Here is a 16,543-nt window from a genome sequence, read left to right on the forward strand (position 1 = left end):
ACACGCTATGTTTTCTAAATTCTTTATTGAGCGGCCCATTTTCTCCAGCGTGATTTCGATCGTGATTGTGCTGGCAGGTCTGGCCGCGATGCGCTCGTTGCCTATCGAGCAATACCCCGGCATTACCCCTCCTGTTGTTTCTGTTTCTGCCGTTTACCCCGGTGCTACCCCCGATGTGATTGCCCAAACGGTAGCCGCACCGCTTGAGCAGCAGATCAATGGTGTAGAAAAAATGATTTATGTTCAGTCTGGCTCGGCATCAAACGGCCAGATGAGCATGAACGTTTACTTTGAAATTGGCACAGATCCCGATCAGGCCACGATTAACGTCAACAACCGTGTCTCTGCGGCGTTGGCACAATTGCCCGAAGAAGTTAAACGCCAGGGGGTGACGGTTAAAAAGAAATCAACATCTATCCTTGAAGTAGTGGCTTTGAATTCGCCGAATGATCGCTACGACACCACCTACCTCTCTAACTACGCCCTACTCAATATTGTGGACGAGCTAAAGCGCCTGCCTGGCGTGGGTGATTTAAGCATGTTCGGGGGCACAGACTACGCCATGCGCGTTTGGCTGCGCCCAGATCGACTGGCGCAGCTCAAGCTATCTCCATCCGATGTGATTGGTGCTATTCGTGAGCAAAATGCGCAATTTGCCGCAGGTAAAATCGGGGCACAGCCGACGACGGCACCGATTGATTTTACCTATACGGTGAATACGCAGGGCCGTTTAAAAGACGCAAAGGAGTTTGAAAACATCATTATCCGCTCGACCGCGGATGGGGCAAAAATCCGCCTGAAAGATGTGGCTCGCGTTGAAATGGGCGGGAAAGATTACGATCTGCAAGCCCGCCTCAATGGCAAATCAGCCGTGGCTATCGGGCTGTATTTGCAACCTGGTGCCAATGCCGTTGCCGTTGCCGCAGGCGTAAAAGCCAAGATGGAAGAGCTAAAAACGCGTTTCCCCGAAGGCATTACTTACTCTATTCCTTATAACACCACCGAGTTTGTAAAAATCTCTATCGAAGAAGTGGTTCACACCCTGTTTGAAGCCATGATTTTGGTATTCATCGTGGTTTACCTCTTTTTACAAAACTTCCGCGCCACGCTGATTCCGTGTATTGCTGTGCCGATTTCACTGATCGGTACGTTTGCAGGGATGTTGCTTCTGGGTTTCTCGATCAATCTCTTAACTCTGTTCGGTATGGTGCTAGCCATTGGTATTGTGGTGGATGACGCCATTGTGGTTCTGGAAAACGTTGAACGGATCATGAGCGAAACCAAGTGCTCGGCCAAGGAAGCGTCTATTCAGGCCATGCAGGAAGTAGCCGGCCCCGTGATTGCCATTGTGTTAGTGCTCTGCGCCGTATTCCTGCCTGTGGCCTTTATGGGCGGCATGACCGGTGTGATGTATAAGCAATTTGCCGTCACCATTGCGGTTTCGGTCACCATCTCCGGGATTGTGGCTTTAACACTCACCCCTGCTCTTTGTGCCATCTTGCTTAAAAACAGCCATAGCGAACCCGCCAAGTTTTTTGTGTGGTTTAACAAAAACTTTGATCGCGTTACCAATGGCTATGTCAGTGGCGTGGCATTCTTAAACCGCCGAGTTGGCGTGGCTTTTGTGCTGTTTGCTGCCGTATTACTGGCGATTTTTGTTTTGCTGCAAAAAGTACCCGGCGCGCTGGTTCCTGATGAAGATCAGGGCACTTTAATTAGCGCGGTGATGCTACCGGACGCATCCTCGCTCAACCGTACTGCGGCTTCTAGTGATCAGTTTGAAAAAATGCTGATGGCCAATAAGAATGTCGAGAACGTCATTTCCTTTGTGGGGTTTGATATTCTTTCCGGCGCAATTATCAGCAATAGCGGCATTGTGTTCTCTACGCTTAAAGACTGGAAAGAGCGTAAAGACCCGGCAGACAGCTCATTTACACTGGCTAAAACATTCCAGGGCATGGCCTATATGGGCATGAAAGACGGCTTTGCGGCTACTTTTAACCCGCCGGCTATTCAGGGGATGTCGACCACCGGCGGGATTGAAGGCTATCTGCAAAACCGGGGCACGGGCGACACCAAAGAGTTTTCCAAGGCTGCGCAGCGCTTTGTAGATGAAGCCAAGAAACGCCCCGAGTTTGCCAGCGTTTCAACCACCTTCCGTGCCAATGTGCCGCAGATTTATCTCGATCTTGATCGGGAAAAAGCCAAGGCGCTGGGGGTAAGCATCAACCAAGTGTTTGACACCATGCAAGCCACATTTGGCCAAGTGTATGTCAACGACTTTAACCAGTTTGGCCGCACCTACCGTGTGCAATTGCAATCTGAAGCCGATTTCCGCGCCCGCCCAGACGATATCCGCAATGTTTATGTACGCTCAGATAAAGGCGACATGATTCCACTCACCAGCCTTGTGCAAGTTAAAACATCGGTTGGCCCGGAGCTGGTTGAGCGCTTTAATGTGTTCCAGGCCGCAAAAATCATGGCGCAACCTGCACCGGGCGTCAGCTCTGGCCAGGCCATTAAAGCACTGGAAGAAGTCGAAGCCAGCGTAATGGGTAGCGACTACAAGCTGCAATGGACAGGCTCGGCCTATCAGGAAAAGTCCGCCGGATCCTCCGCTGCGCTGGCCTTTGGCTTCGGCATTATCATGGTGTTCCTGATTCTGGCTGCGCAATACGAGCGCTGGACACTGCCGATTGCCGTGATTAGCGCCGTGCCCTTTGCGCTGTTTGGTGCGCTACTGGCGGTATTTTTAACCGGCTTAACCAACGACGTTTACTTCCAGATTGGTCTAGTGACGCTGGTGGGGCTGGCGGCAAAAAATGCGATTCTGATTGTAGAATTCGCCGTCATGAAGCATGAAGAAGGCATGAGCTTGCTCGATTCTGCCCTTGCTGCTGCACGCTTACGCTTCCGCCCGATTGTGATGACTTCACTCGCGTTTATTTTAGGTTGCGTGCCTCTGGTTTTATCCAGCGGCGCAGGCTCGGCCAGCCGTCACTCACTGGGCACGCCCGTGATTGGCGGGATGCTCGCTGCCACCTTTATTGCGATTTTCTTTATCCCGCTGTTCTTCCGCCTGATTATGCAGCAGAGCGAGAAAAAAGCCGCCAAGACCCCAGCAGCAGGAGATCACCATGCGTAAAACCATACTCGCACTTCTGATTGCATCCACCTTAAGCGCCTGCGCTCTAACACCGCCCGTGGTTGACACAAAAACCGAGTTGCCCAGTGCATGGCGTAGCGATTCAGTGAGCGACATCAGCATAGGCCGCAACTGGTGGGCGCAATTTGACGACCCTGCGCTGGATAATTTAATCAGCGCCGCAGAAGCGCATAACCAGAACCTAGTGATTGCCGCCGCCCGCATCGACGAAGCCCGCGCAGCACTGGGGATTATTTCTGCCGACCAGCTGCCAAGGCTCGATTTGGGTGGTAAAGCGGGCCGCAGCATGTCGCCACAGCTCGGCAGCCCTTCTGACAGCTACTCGCTGGGTGCCACCGCATCGTGGGAGCTGGATTTCTGGGGGCGCATTAAAAACACCAATGACGCCGCCAGGGCTGATCTTTTAGCCAGTGAATACAATCGCGATGCAGTGGCTCTGGCGCTCTACGCCAATGTGGCGCAAACCTACTTTAATTTGCGCGCACTCGATCAGCAGCTTGTTATTGCAGTGGACACCCTTAAAACAAGGCAGGAGAGCTTTCAGCTACGCAAGCGCCGCTTTGAAGGCGGGGTGACCTCCGAGCTGGATATGCGTCAGGCCGAAGTAGAGCTCGCCGCCGCGCAAGCCAGCGTGCCCGGCATTGAGCAAAACATTGCCAAAGTCGCCAGCAGCCTAAGCATTCTGATCGGCCAAAACCCGCGTGAAATGATCGAATCAGGGGTTGCCCGTGGTAAAACGCTCAAGCAAATCAGCCTACCTGTGAATGTGCCGCTGGGCCTACCTTCCGAGCTATTAGTCCGCCGCCCTGATATTCAGGCCAGCGAGCAATCGCTAAAAGCCGCGGGTGCCCGCATCGCCGCAGCGCGGGCGGCTTACTACCCCACCATCTCCCTCACGGGGCTATTGGGTACGGAAAGCGCATCGATCAGTGATTTATTCTCAGGCCCGGCCAGAACATGGTCTTTCCTTGGTAACCTGGCCGCACCGCTGTTTGATAATGGCCGCACCGCCGCCAATGTAGATGGTGCTACCGCGCGCCAGAAACAAGCCGTGGCCAATTATCGCCTCAGCATTCAGCAAGCCTTTGCCGAAACGCAAAGCGCGCTGATCGCCCGCAGCAGCAGCGCAAAAATCGTCGCCGCCCAGCAGCTACAACTGGATTCGCTCAGCCGGCAATTAAAACTCGCCACGCTACGCTACGACAACGGCTTCTCTGGCTACCTAGAAGTGCTAGACGCCCAGCGCTCCCTATTCCAGGCCCAGCTCAACCTTGCCGCAGCACAGCGCGACCAGCTCAATGCCACAGTAGACCTTTACAAAGCCATGGGTGGGGGGTGGAAAGCAAAGGGATAACACCCCAAGCGGTGCACGAAAGTGCACCACGCCTCCAGTAAACAATAAGGGCCAGCGCTTAGACGAAAAGCACTGGCCCTTATTAAATGAGCGTAGCAGCGGCTAGCCACTGCTAATGCACCATCACGTTACATTATTTAAAATGGATTCATTGATGCATCTTTAAACTAAGGATCATTGGCTTCAACAGGGCATTGAGCCTCAATATCGGTAGGCCATTGCGGAATTTTTGAATAACGCATGGCAGCTGCGCCCATTCCGGCTACAGCAAAAATGACTGCACTTGCCCCCGCGGCCTCTTTCATATGCGGGCTATAAAGTATGTTTTGCTGGGTACGCACAATTTGTAAATTACTAATCGTCCCAGTATCAGTTTTTAACTTCAATTCAAAATAACCAAAGCAATGTCAAGAGTAAGTAAATTTTAATCATAAATTAATACTTTAAATACATAGAGCCAAAGCTAATTTCACTTTGGCTTAGCAATACATTTGATTTTTTTTCGTTCTTTCTTTTTTTATTTTTACTCTCTTTTATTGCTTCATTTTCTTTTTTTTCTTTTCGTTTTTTAATTAATTTTAAGACTTCCGCCTGCGATGTTTTTGGAAAATCTATATTTGATGGGTTTTCTAAGCCAAGGGCATCAAAAACATAAGTCGCTACATTTACAAATTTCATCGTTTTCCATGAATAATGAATAGCAAATATCCCCATGAATATATAGAACACAACAGGTACACCCCAGAATATCGAAATCACTTTAAATATCTCTTCAAGGTCAAAGACCGATAAAAGAGCCGTTAATACTAATCCAGCACTAACAATTAAGCCGTTTTTCCCAAAAAATAGCCATAGAACAAAAGGAATGAACATACCAATGAGAGAGGCGATAACCCCTAAACCAGACTCGTTGTTCATGAAGTATCCTCCCATTATTCCAATCGGAAAGATGCCCACCATAAATCCAGTCACGCCAAGAAACCACCATTTAATCGCATTCTTTATATGGGCACGCTTGCCACGTGAGCAGTGTGGATAAAGGGCAATCGTTCGATCGGCGGGGCGAGCAATGGCGACTAACTCAAAATAATCCTCCCGCCATTCGCCAACAACATCAACCATATCTTTGTTAGCAAATGGGCTACACCAAACCCAGCCCTTAATCGCCTTGCCATCCATTTCAAACTCTACATAATCGGCTTCTTCTTCCATGTCCGATGCGGAAATCGCCGCGCCCATTGCTAGCCCACTTGAACCAATTGCCGCACTGGCAATGGCCGCCAAACTCATCGCTTTATTGTCGTTTTGTGTAAAGAAAAAATTGGCATGTTCACGTGTTGATTTGTAATTGCTAATCTGGCCACTGATTTTAATCATGCCAGTAGGCTTTATTGATTCTTTAGGAACATTGTTCATGCAGACTCTATCGCTATATTTTAATAACGCCAAACCCATGTAGGATCCGAATCAGCGGATACACCATGCTCCTGCTTATAGCGCTTATGGGCAGCCCGGCTTATTGTGGGTAAGTCGACATTTTCTGGACTTTCAAAACCTAATGCAGCAAGAATGGGTGTGGTTTCTTTCCCAAATCGATTAAAAAAACTTCTAATTATCAAATTAAAAACCAAGCCTAAAATAAATGGCATACACCAATTTAAAACTTTGCTCCACATAGGCTATAATAAATCATCCTTTATTCCTGATGGGTGAAGAAAAATAGCGTATAAAACAGCTCCAATGATTGTAGTAATAATGGTCCATTTAATATCGCTTCTTAAATGAGCTTCTTCTCCGCACAAGTGTTGAGGCAACATCCAAATCAAGCGCTGACTAGCACTTCTGGCTACCAAAACAGCATAAACATCACCCTCTTGCTCAACGACAAATTCAATTTCTTCGCCATTTTTAAAACCTACATTATAAAAACGTCCTGCACCTCTTTTTTCATCTAACTTGCAGGTAAAAAACTGCATACTGATTTCAGCACCGCCCGATGCTGTTGCTAAAGTGCCAGCATTAAAATGCTTGCCCCATTAATGCGGCAGCAGACGCAGCAGCACCTGCTGTATTTTTTATGCTATCGGTAAAAACCAAATCTTCATAACCATGACTGGTTTGCAAATCACTGATTGCACCTTTAATTAATACATAATTTTTTTGAACGTTCATTGAATTAATAACGCCAAACCCATGTAGGGTCCGAATCAGCCGACACACCATGCTCCTGCTTATATCGCTTATGTGCGGCACGGCTTATTGCAGGCAAATCTACTTCATCAGGATTTTCATATCCTAGAGCAGCAAGAATAGGTGTAGTTGCTTTGCCAAAGCGGCTAAAAAAACAACGAGTGACTACATTTACAAATAAACATAGAATGAATCCAATGATTAGCACTCCAAAAATGACCATGGGATCGCTCCACATGCTAGGAATATTAGGCTCTTCTTTTGGTGTAGCTAAATAAAATAACAATAATGATAAAAATGCTCCAATTATTGTAGTAATAACTGTCCATTTAATATCACTTTTCAAATGAGCTTTTTCTCCACGCAAATGTTGGGGGAGCATCCAAATCAAACGTTGATTAGTATTTCTTGCTGCTAAAACAGCGTAAATATCACCCTCTTGCTTGACGACAAATTCTATTTCTTCGCCGTCTTTAAAACCTACATTATAAAAACGACCCGCAACTCTTTTTTCATCTAACTTGCAGGTAAAAAACTGCATGCTAATTTCAGCCCCACCCGATGCAGTTGCTAAAGCACCAGCATTAAAGACTTGCCCCATTAAAGCGGCAGCAGACGCAGCGGCCCCAGCTGTATTTTTTATGCTGTCTGTAAAAACCAAATCTTCATAACCATGGCTAATTTGCAAATCACTAATAATTCCTTTAATAAGCTCATGTTTTATATTTTCTTGCGTATCCATTGCCCCTCCAAATTAAAAAAATAAATCAGCTAATTTCAGGTAGAGAGAACTTTAACTAATGCCTTTTCAAATTGTTTTTGTTGTTCTTCTATCGAAGGGAATGTATCTGTATCTTTCAAACCAAACGCGGATTGATCACACCATTCTTGAAGCTCATCTTCATCAAAGTACCAAATTGCTATTGTAATTCCAATTGAAACAAGAGAAAAAGCCAAGCTACCAAAAAGTAAGACTGCGCGCCAAGCAAACAACCTGCTCATTACATTACTGATACCTTTAGCAGCAAGAGATGTAGGGAAACGAGTTTTTAGTGCTTGCATAGCTGGTGCAGTGTATGAGAAAGATGCAAGCAATGAAAAACCAGCCGAAAGGCCATCAGCCACAGTTTTAAAACCATATGCAAAGAATAATTTATATTTATTTTCTTTATATGCACCATAACTTAAGGATCCACCTTGTTTCATTGCTATCCACCCAGCCCCCGCACTCAATAACCCACCACTCAATTTTAATAATTGGAAGCTATTGGCAGCATCTTTAGCATTAGACAATCCTTTAATGACGGTTGCCCCTAAATCAATAGCGCCGGCCCCTAAGCTTAATTGTGCCATGAGCAGGGTTGCTTTTAGCTCTTTGCTCTTCGGCTGATTTTCCACATCTTCTAGTAATTTAAGAACAAATAGCCCCTGCAAAATAGTCGTCACTAAACCGAAACGCAGATCTTTTGCGTCATTAAAACCTCCGGCCAGTTTAGGATTAGCATTTGTTTTTGCCTCATCAACCGTAGCAATTAAGTTTGCCCAAGCGTCCTTTAAAGTTTTATATTCAGCACCTATTTTTTTATTTGCATAAACAGTCCCCATACTTAGCATAAGTAAGGACTCTGTACGCCCAATCGTGCCCATTTTTGCTTCTACTGCTAATAACCCCATAATTGCAGCATACTGGCAGCCAGCTCTTCCTAATAAAAGAGCCTGTACTAACTTCTCGCCCATAGTATCAAGTCGTTTATTCATAAATGGAGCAAAAAATCGCTCTCCCACTGTCAAAAGTATTTTTTCTAACCCGCCTGTTGGGATCGCTTTTACACCATCTTTGCGTAAAGTGTTGTGAAGGCCCAATCCTTTTTTACCCAACTCCGCAATTTTCACAACATATTTAAAATTATCACTGGCTGCAGCCAGCGTTTTTTCTGTAAATGGAACAGGAGGGCCAGATGCCGCTGTCAGCAAGGCATCCACATTTTTTATTCCAACTTTCTGGTTCATGGCGATGGCTCGCCATAATATATTTTTCTTATCACTGGCCTTGGCATCTTTAACCCAAATGTCAATTTTTTTAGCGCCTGCGGCAGACGAGCTTATGCCAAAAATACCATTGCCAATTACATCTTCAAAATAAACGCCATCATTTGTATTTTCATGATGATAATCTTCAAGTGTATCAATAAATAAAGTTGAATCCAGCCATTTAATTAACAAATCCGTGCGAGCATCTATGATGTCTGAAGACATATTAAATAATTTATCGTAATTTTTTTTAAAATCACCATACTCACCAATCTTTAATTTTTTCTCATATTTAGACCATGAGCCAGAACTTGCATACTTAATGTTTTTATCGTAATTATCCTTTCGTGAGCTCAAAAACACGGTAACTTCTGCTTTTAAAGCACTAATCTGCTGGCTTCTTTGTGGCTCTTGAATATTGCGCATATCAATGGCTTCTAACCGCTGAGGATATGGCATGTATGGCACCTGTTGCTGTGCCCATTGTTCTAATATATTGCAGACTTCTAAACGCTGGCTGTGTTTGGGTTCTGGCATAAGTGATGAACTGGCTCTTCGTTTTGCCATTTCTTCTGGCTTATACCAAGCAGCGGCCTGATTAAGCATTTGATCTTGGTTTGCTTGTTGGCTTTTCCCCGCTTTCTCTGCCATAGCCTGTTTTAAGCCCTCAATGGCAGTCATCGCATTAATTTGAAACTCAAGCTCAATACCATACTGTTTTAAAACCCCAGCAGGTTCATTACGAAAGCCATTTAACTCATGTACGGTACCTATCGCATCCCATAGGGCCATCACATGAGGTGTATTGCTAGCGCCACTGCTTTTTTTAGCACGTGTTTGCATGAACTGAAGCGTTTCACTAGCGTTACCTTTGCGAGAGCAAACAACGTAATAGCTACTGACTCGCTTTAAGTCAAACTCTTTAAAACCACCATTTTTACTACTCACTTGTGGTATTTTTTGATCGTAGGGCAGCTGAGCGCTCGAAAAGCCTGGGCTGTATTCCATGATGCTTTCTAGTGCGGCTTGGCTGGCTGGGCTGCTATGCGGGTTTTTTGCGCCAGCGGCCATGGCTTTGGGGTCAATGGCTTGCATTCTGGCGCTGCGTAGCTTGGCATCGCTGCCATATTGCGCAAGGGTTTCATCGCTCCATTTATGCTCGCTAAAAGCGATCCATGTTGGGCCGCAATCGTCTGGACGATCAATAATCAAGTGATGCAAGCGGCTATTGCTATGGCCAGCAGTTTTGCAGGTCATGCTGTCTTTAGGCTCTAAAGCGGATTTTGGTGTGAGTTGTAACAGCAGCAGTCCATCTTCGGTAACGGTGTAGCACTCCCACTGCTTTGCGCCACGGGCGTTTTTTGAATAGTACAGATATACATAGCCTGCACGCAGAGTGCGTAATGCGTAATGAAACTCATCGCCCAAGGCAATGTCTTTCACCCTTGCACCACTGGCCCAATCCGGCAGCTTTGCCGCTACAGACTTAGGAACAACGGCATAACGCACCGGCATAATGGGTAAGCCACTGGCTTGGCATGCTTTACATAGCTGACTCATGCTTTGGTAATTTCCTAAAAATTGAAAGGCAAATGCCCTATGTAAAACTAAATTTTGTTTGCGGCGATGCTTTGCCAATCGCTGTCACTCAGCTCTGCAACCAAGCCGCCGTAATAGCTATCCGCCTGCCGCGCTGCAAGGCATTTTTGCAGCAGCGGATGACGATCAAAGAACGGGTGGATCATCAGAGCATGCTGGGCAAATAGCGCTAAATCGGCATCGTCACTAAAGCCCAATAATTGGGCGCGCTTGATGGCCGCAAAGCCAAGCTCGTGCAGATGATCTAGCTGGCCTATTTGCAAATCGCTGTTTTGCGCCAGATAAGCCAGCAGCGCTTGATTAAAAGGCGCGATCAGGGCGATATCTTGCCAGAGCTGGCGGCCCCATATATCAGGCGTGCCCTTGTTATGGCCCGTATCTGGTTTGATTTGCAAAGCAATCAGCTGCCCGTTTGGTGCAATGAGGCTCCAGCTGACCACGGGGCCGAATAAGTATTTTTGCTGCTCATGATTCAGCAGTGGCCATAAGGCCCACAGCACGGCAGGATCATGCAAGCGCAGTAAATGATTGCCGCCTAAAGGAGAGAAGCGAATCATTTGTTGGCTGATATGCAAGGCAGCTTGCTGGGCATCCCCCGTAATCTCTAGCCAGCCCGCCACTCTGCGGCCACAGCCTTCAGCAATTAAATCTGGCGAGGCTTCTTGCAGGGCTTGCTCGATACTGGGTAACAGCTGCTCTGCATTTGTATCAGACAATGGCAGCCAATACGGCCGCATTGCCGGGTTGAGCGAGCGATGCTTTAAAGGCACAACAAAGCCCTTTAGTTTTGCCGCGTCATCCAGCAGCAATTCATCATCTGAAAGCGCTCTGTGGCTGTAATCTAAAGCAAGATAGAGCGGTTTGCCTGCTTGCAGCTTATCGCTCAAGCATTGCAAAACGGCCGTAGCATGGTTTGCTATGGTTGGATCTGTCATCTTTTTAATCCCTTAGCTTAAGCGCACGGTAGCCGCTTGAGACGCTGCTGCGGCATCCATACTTTGCTCGCAGCCCTTGGCAAACTTAGGCAAGGGCGCATTTAAGCTAGTTGGCCCGCTCAACGCATGACTCGCGCCTTTCACTGTGACCGTGCCCGGGCAATGAATCTCGATATTGCCACCCTTTAGCCGGATATAACCGCCACCAGCGGTGACTAAAATTTCATCTTTAGCCGAAACACTGAGCAGCCCTTTGCAAGCAGTCACTTTTAGGTCTTTATCACCGGTGATTTCAATATCGTCGCTTTGCGCCTGCAGCTGAATCTTGCCTTTAGCAGCGATCAGTTTTAACGCAACTTTATCTTTTACCCCAGCCACAAATAAGCTGATGTGCGATCCCACGTTGTGTATCCAGCGGCGGCCAGAGGTTTGATTGGTGTCGCGCTGGGCGATTTGATCTAGGTTTGTGCCTGCTGAGATAGTTTGGCTTTGCGGGCTGGTGATGGCCACGCCGTCTTCCCCATGTAGCAGGATGATTTTTTGCTGGCCTGCTTGGTCTTTGGATTTTGTTTTGCTTTCTTTATCGGCATTGCTACCCGCTGCAAAGCTTTTGCTGGCGTGCACGTGGTGATACAGATGGGCGGTGCTGGCTTTGCTGCCGGCACTATTATCGGCCTCAACAGTTTTGCCCTCATCACCGGTTTCGATGGTGTCGGCGAGTTGGTTGGTGGCGGTTTCACCTAGGCTTTGTGCCAGTGCAAGGGCCGATTCCAGCTGGCTTTGGGCGGGTGTGTGATCGAGTTGTTTGCCAGATGCACCACTCTTAGCTTCAGTGCTGATCAGTAAACCATTGGCGCGGATTGCGCCTTGATTATCGGTGCGTAATTCAAACCCTTCACCGCGTGGCTCACCTTTGCCATTCGTGCGTGGATGGATCAGATAGCCAAGGTTGAGCTGAGTTTTGCCGTGCTCGCTCGATAGCTTGGTGCGCACTTCACCCTTGGTGTCGTCAAACAGCAGCTCGCCGTATTGGCCGCCTTCATGCTCTTTGGTTTTGATGCCGGATAGCGTTTTATTGGCGGGCAAGACGCCCGCACCGCTGAAGGTGGGCACTGAATGGCTGCCGTTATAGACAGCGCCAGTAACTACGGGGCGGTCGATATCGCCCTCAACAAAGCTGATGGTGACTTCCTGCCCGATACGCGGGATAAACTGATGCCCCCAGCCTGCGCCTGCCGATGGTGCGGCGACGCGGATCCAGCAGGATGATTTATCGTCTAGGTTTGCGCCAAACTCGGGATGTTCTGCGGCACGCTGCCAGTGAAATTCAATTTTAATGCGCCCGTGCTCGTCGGTGTGAACTTCTGAACCGGCGGGGCCGACTACGGTGGCGGTTTGCAAGCCAAGGCTGGTGGGCTTGGTAAACTCTTGCTCGCCCAGGTGGCTAAGCACAGGCTGGCCGCGTCTTTGGGCAGTGAAGTCGGCTTGGTAAGGCGCGTTATCCTTGGCTGAAGCGGCAAGCAGGCTGGGCGCGACTAGGCTAAGTTGCTGGGTTAAATCCGCTGGCAGATTATTGTTTGCCGTGAATTTAAGCTGGGTAATGGCAAATTCACGCTGCTCGGCACTATCCCATTCGTGGGCGGGGTGATCTTCTAAACGGAACCATTGCCCAGCCTGCAAGCTACGTAATGTGCCGGAGCCAGAAAACGATTTCTTTTGCCCGTCTAAAGCGTCCTGGCGCAGCTTGGCATCATGGTTGAGCTGGTCTAAATCGCTGGCGTAGTAATGCGCTTGCGGGTCGTAATATTCCAGACTGGATTGAATTTGCTGCCCGCCATCGCCCTGATCAATGGCGCTATCGCTTAAGCTGTGGCTGGTGTTGGCGGCTTTGTAATCAAAGCTGGCTAGGGAAACCGAACTGCTGCCAATTTGCCGCTGGGTGTTCCAAGTGGTAAGTGAATCACTTTTTTCTGTGGCGTCCGAGCGGTGGAATCTCACCGCGGATTCTGCTGCTTCGGGCAAGGCAAAGGCATCATCAAATACAATAAGTTGAACCTGAGGCGTGTCTCCGGCCAAATGCTCGAAGCGCCAAGCCAGGCCGCTTTCTTTCATTAAGCGGCACAAAAACGCAAAATCGTCTTCCCGGTATTGCAGGCAATAAGAGCGCGGCGGGTATTCGCCTGATAATTTAAAATCCAGCGTTTGTACCGAAGCAAATACAGGGTTTTTGGCCTGATGCTCGGCCAGTACCTGTTTCACAATATCAACGGCGGATAAATCCTGAAAAACGCGGGAAGTGCGGCGGTATCTGAGCAGAGCAAAAGGTGGCTCTACGGTGAGCGAATACTTGGCAAAGCCACCATCAGAGCCTAAAAGCTGCGCCTGACTAATCACCCCGCAGCGCTCAATCGCATCGCCATTGGCATCTGCCACAGCCAGCACAACAGGCAGACCAAGTAGTGATTTAAGCTCTAAAGCACCATCGGGTGACAAGCAATCGATCTGATAACGGTAAGCCTGATTAATCCCCTCGCTGCCCGTCACACGCTGGGGTAATAGCTGCTCGCCCCAAGCTGCACCATCGCCCAGTTGCAAAGAGATCAGTCGCTGATCTTGATTAAAAGCGGCGGCGAATGAGGCAAATAGCTGATCAGGGTGCATGGGCTTTTTCCACAAGGAAATGAATCGCGCAGCATACCGGAACCGCTTATTTCCGTCATAAAATTACATAAAACTGGTACTTTTCATCAAAACCCATACGAAAATAGTAAGTAAATACACCTACATATTTTCAGTAGCCTAGTTTTCAGATTCTGGCATTGATGCAGGCTTGGCATCGCCGCTAAAGGGCCAGCGCTCGTGCATATTGATCATGGTTTGATTGGCGCTACGCATCACCACATCGGCATCTTTAATGGCTTTTTGCAATAAAGGCCGCGTTTCTTGCACCAGAATCTGCACTTCTTTCAGCGTTTTATCCGCACTACTGCCGGTGCGCTCGTACTGATCCAGCGTGGCTTGCAACTTGCTACTGATCTGCGCAAGCTGTGCATCGGTGCTTTGCGCTACCGTTTTAAACCCGGCCAAAGTGCCATCCACATAGCCCAGAGTGGCAGGAATATTTTTTTGCGTTAACAAGGCTGCGCTGGCCAGCGTTTTATCAATTTGAGTGCGGGTGCTGCGTAATTCATGCAATAAGGCCCGCGCCTCGCTCAGCGTGCTGCCTAATTGCCCATCAGGCGATTTAAGCGAAGCCGCCAAGCTTTGCATTTCTTCCAGCAAGGGAAAAAGCCGTTCACGTAATTGTTGTAAAAGCTCATTCATGCCACTGCCCGGATCAAATGCCAACACCGCCCCGCCCTCCAGCAATTGCCCCTTACTGGTGCCCGCAGAAATTTGAATAAAGCTATCGCCAAATATCCCTTCCCGCGCTAAAGAGGCGGCCGAATCGCTTTTAATCCAGCGCTGAAAATCTTTATTAATCTGCATTTGCACCCGCACCCGCGCGTCGTCCTCCAGCTTAATCTCTGTCACTTTGCCAACAGGCAAACCGGATAGGCGCACCAGCATGCCTTTATTTAAAGACTCGGCACTCGCAGCACGAAACTCTAAGGTATAGCTTTGCTCAAACCAGCCTTGGGAGCGCGCCAGCACAAAGAGCACCATCGCAATCAAAAACAAAGCGCCCGCCACAAACAGGCCCACATAAGTGCGTTTGTCTTTCTTTAGGGGGTTTAGATCAGCACTCATTATTCAACTCATTTAATAGGGTAAGCAGATCACAAGGAACCCAATCCACTTCACTCGTGGGATCCCCTAAATCATCGCTAAATACCCACCAGTGGCAATGTGCAATCAGCGGCTCGGCGCGCTGCATTAAATCCCGATCGGCATAGAGCACGCCCGCAAACCAATCATTATCAGCAAGCAAAATAGTAGGCTCCATCAATAAAGCCCTGAGTAATAACACCGCTCGTAAATCAGTGGCATTAAGCTGGGCGGGCCTTGCATTAAGCAAGCGAGCCCCGCGGTGCTCATCAAAACCCAAACGCACTAATTGCTGCTGCAATACAGGCAAAATAGCCTCGGCACTTTGCTGGCGATGCCAGTTCATACCAAGCCACAGATTCTCTGCCACATTAATATTACTCAGCAGCGCGCCCCGTAAGGCCAGCAGGCCAAAAACTTGCCCGCGCTGATGCAGCAAGGCACAAACTGTATCCAAGGCCTGATTCTTTTGTGCGGCATCGCTGCAATGCAGTAATAAGCGCTGCGCGTTACTCATGCTGCACGACTCATCAGCACCGCAATCAAGGCATCAAGGAGCAAGATGGCAACAATACTCACCAACACCGCCCGCGAAGCCAGCCTTGGGATTTCGGTGCTAGCAAAGCCCGCGCTCAGGCCCAGATAACAAGCGCTGACGCTGGTCACAAAACCAAACACGGCGCTTTTCCCTAGGCCAAGCATCAAAGAAAACAAATTAAGCTGGCTTAAACTATGGTCTATTTCTGCGATCAGCCCTGATTGCGGGGTAGCCAAAGCACCACTGAGCAAAGCTGCCACCATAAAGTAGCAAAATAGCAGCATGCAGCTTAGCGCGGCCGCCACAACTCTTGGCCAAATTAAATAATGCACCACAGAAACCCCCAGCCGCGCTAGGGTGCGTAGCTCCCCCGCTACTTTCATAGCCGCCAGCTCAGTCGCAATGGCAGACGCACTACGGGCAATAAATATCAAGGCCACCATTAAGGGCCCCACTTCCTGCATGCAGCTAATCATCAGCACATTCATCGCCCTGGCCCCGCTCTGGCCAAAATTGCCCTGCACCAGCGTAATGACAATCGCCCCCATCGCCGCACCCGCCAAAGCACTCACCCCGATCGACTGCACACCAGAAAAATACAGCTGGCGCAGCAAAACGCGGTGCATGGCGGCATGAGAAAAAGGTCGGATCAAGGAAGCAAACATGGGATACAAAAACGGCCGAGGTAAGACGAGTATAGAAACGCCAACAGGGAAACGCCACGAAAGCGGCTAAGGGGCGAAAAGTACGGCGCAAACTAGTTCACATAGGGCAACATAGGGCACGGTGGCAGACGGGTAAGTTTCCCTCTTTGCCCCTGTAAACGTAAGTAATATAGCGCAGGCATATTGTCATTCGTAGGATGGGTGCAACCCGAATTTCTTCAGCATTGCTTGCGGGCCTTAGCACCCTGCACGACGAATACAATTACAGAGTTGAGTATGCCTCTCCTAGCAAAGGCA

Annotated in this window: 13 protein-coding genes; 2 read left to right on the forward strand and 11 right to left on the reverse strand. The window is 48.6% G+C overall.

Annotation, left to right across the window (positions count from 1 at the left end; all coding sequences use genetic code 11):
• Positions 1–7: 7 nt before the first annotated feature.
• Positions 8–3,145: an efflux RND transporter permease subunit gene (locus VN23_RS06950; RefSeq protein ID WP_046351859.1), complete on the forward strand. Its 3,138-nt coding sequence runs from the start codon at positions 8–10 to the stop codon at positions 3,143–3,145.
• Positions 3,138–4,520 (forward strand): efflux transporter outer membrane subunit, encoded by a 1,383-nt coding sequence (locus VN23_RS06955; protein WP_046351858.1) that lies wholly within the window; start codon positions 3,138–3,140, stop codon positions 4,518–4,520. The genes VN23_RS06950 and VN23_RS06955 overlap by 8 nt, the downstream gene beginning before the upstream one ends.
• 167 nt (positions 4,521–4,687) lie before the next feature.
• On the opposite strand, the gene VN23_RS21745 is transcribed toward VN23_RS06955, so the two are convergent.
• The 11 genes from VN23_RS21745 to VN23_RS07005 all read right to left on the reverse strand — a co-directional run bounded on the left by VN23_RS21745 (position 4,688) and on the right by VN23_RS07005 (position 16,246).
• Complete coding sequence (locus VN23_RS21745) at positions 4,688–4,906, reverse strand: hypothetical protein (protein WP_156455141.1); 219 nt, start codon at positions 4,904–4,906, stop codon at positions 4,688–4,690.
• Between the two features lie 49 nt (positions 4,907–4,955).
• Positions 4,956–5,936, reverse strand: coding sequence for a putative type VI secretion system effector (locus VN23_RS06960; RefSeq protein ID WP_062654839.1), 981 nt, complete (start codon positions 5,934–5,936; stop codon positions 4,956–4,958).
• A 263-nt stretch (positions 5,937–6,199) separates the two neighbouring features.
• A complete protein-coding gene (locus tag VN23_RS06970) occupies positions 6,200–6,496 on the reverse strand; it encodes a hypothetical protein (RefSeq protein WP_046351856.1) in 297 nt (98 codons plus the stop codon).
• 43 nt (positions 6,497–6,539) lie between these two features.
• Positions 6,540–6,692 carry a hypothetical protein gene (locus VN23_RS21750; RefSeq protein ID WP_156455142.1) on the reverse strand — a complete coding sequence of 51 codons (153 nt, stop codon included), beginning with the start codon at positions 6,690–6,692 and terminating at the stop codon, positions 6,540–6,542.
• A gap of 4 nt (positions 6,693–6,696) precedes the next feature.
• On the reverse strand, positions 6,697–7,452 hold the full coding sequence (locus VN23_RS06975) for a putative type VI secretion system effector (RefSeq protein WP_046351855.1): 756 nt from the start codon (positions 7,450–7,452) through the stop codon (positions 6,697–6,699).
• Between the two features lie 35 nt (positions 7,453–7,487).
• Complete coding sequence (locus tag VN23_RS06980; RefSeq protein WP_046351854.1) at positions 7,488–10,379, reverse strand: T6SS effector BTH_I2691 family protein; 2,892 nt, start codon at positions 10,377–10,379, stop codon at positions 7,488–7,490.
• Positions 10,349–11,275, reverse strand: coding sequence for a DUF4123 domain-containing protein (locus VN23_RS06985; RefSeq protein ID WP_046351853.1), 927 nt, complete (start codon positions 11,273–11,275; stop codon positions 10,349–10,351). Before VN23_RS06985 ends, VN23_RS06980 begins: the two co-directional genes overlap by 31 nt.
• A gap of 12 nt (positions 11,276–11,287) precedes the next feature.
• Positions 11,288–13,936: a type VI secretion system Vgr family protein gene (gene tssI, locus VN23_RS06990; protein ID WP_046351852.1), complete on the reverse strand. Its 2,649-nt coding sequence runs from the start codon at positions 13,934–13,936 to the stop codon at positions 11,288–11,290.
• Positions 13,937–14,074: 138 nt separating this feature from the next.
• Entirely contained in the window at positions 14,075–15,025 is a 951-nt protein-coding gene (locus tag VN23_RS06995) for an MlaD family protein (protein ID WP_046351851.1), read from the reverse strand.
• Positions 15,015–15,560 carry a hypothetical protein gene (locus VN23_RS07000; RefSeq protein WP_046351850.1) on the reverse strand — a complete coding sequence of 182 codons (546 nt, stop codon included), beginning with the start codon at positions 15,558–15,560 and terminating at the stop codon, positions 15,015–15,017. Before VN23_RS07000 ends, VN23_RS06995 begins: the two co-directional genes overlap by 11 nt.
• A complete protein-coding gene (locus VN23_RS07005; protein ID WP_082752657.1) occupies positions 15,557–16,246 on the reverse strand; it encodes an MlaE family ABC transporter permease in 690 nt (229 codons plus the stop codon). Before VN23_RS07005 ends, VN23_RS07000 begins: the two co-directional genes overlap by 4 nt.
• Between the last annotated feature and the right edge of the window lie 297 nt (positions 16,247–16,543).

This window comes from Janthinobacterium sp. B9-8 (genome assembly GCF_000969645.2).
Classification (GTDB): Bacteria; Pseudomonadota; Gammaproteobacteria; order Burkholderiales; family Chitinibacteraceae; genus Iodobacter.

Coding starts and splice junctions, on each gene's coding strand:
- VN23_RS06950 (WP_046351859.1), top strand. CDS start 8: ATGTTTTCTAAATTCTTTATTGAGCGGCCCATTTTCTCCAGCGTGATT.
- VN23_RS06955 (WP_046351858.1), top strand. CDS start 3,138: ATGCGTAAAACCATACTCGCACTTCTGATTGCATCCACCTTAAGCGCC.
- VN23_RS06960 (WP_062654839.1), bottom strand. CDS start 5,936: ATGAACAATGTTCCTAAAGAATCAATAAAGCCTACTGGCATGATTAAA.
- VN23_RS06970 (WP_046351856.1), bottom strand. CDS start 6,496: ATGCAGTTTTTTACCTGCAAGTTAGATGAAAAAAGAGGTGCAGGACGT.
- VN23_RS21750 (WP_156455142.1), bottom strand. CDS start 6,692: ATGAACGTTCAAAAAAATTATGTATTAATTAAAGGTGCAATCAGTGAT.
- VN23_RS06975 (WP_046351855.1), bottom strand. CDS start 7,452: ATGGATACGCAAGAAAATATAAAACATGAGCTTATTAAAGGAATTATT.
- VN23_RS06985 (WP_046351853.1), bottom strand. CDS start 11,275: ATGACAGATCCAACCATAGCAAACCATGCTACGGCCGTTTTGCAATGC.
- tssI (WP_046351852.1), bottom strand. CDS start 13,936: ATGCACCCTGATCAGCTATTTGCCTCATTCGCCGCCGCTTTTAATCAA.
- VN23_RS06995 (WP_046351851.1), bottom strand. CDS start 15,025: ATGAGTGCTGATCTAAACCCCCTAAAGAAAGACAAACGCACTTATGTG.
- VN23_RS07000 (WP_046351850.1), bottom strand. CDS start 15,560: ATGAGTAACGCGCAGCGCTTATTACTGCATTGCAGCGATGCCGCACAA.
- VN23_RS07005 (WP_082752657.1), bottom strand. CDS start 16,246: ATGTTTGCTTCCTTGATCCGACCTTTTTCTCATGCCGCCATGCACCGC.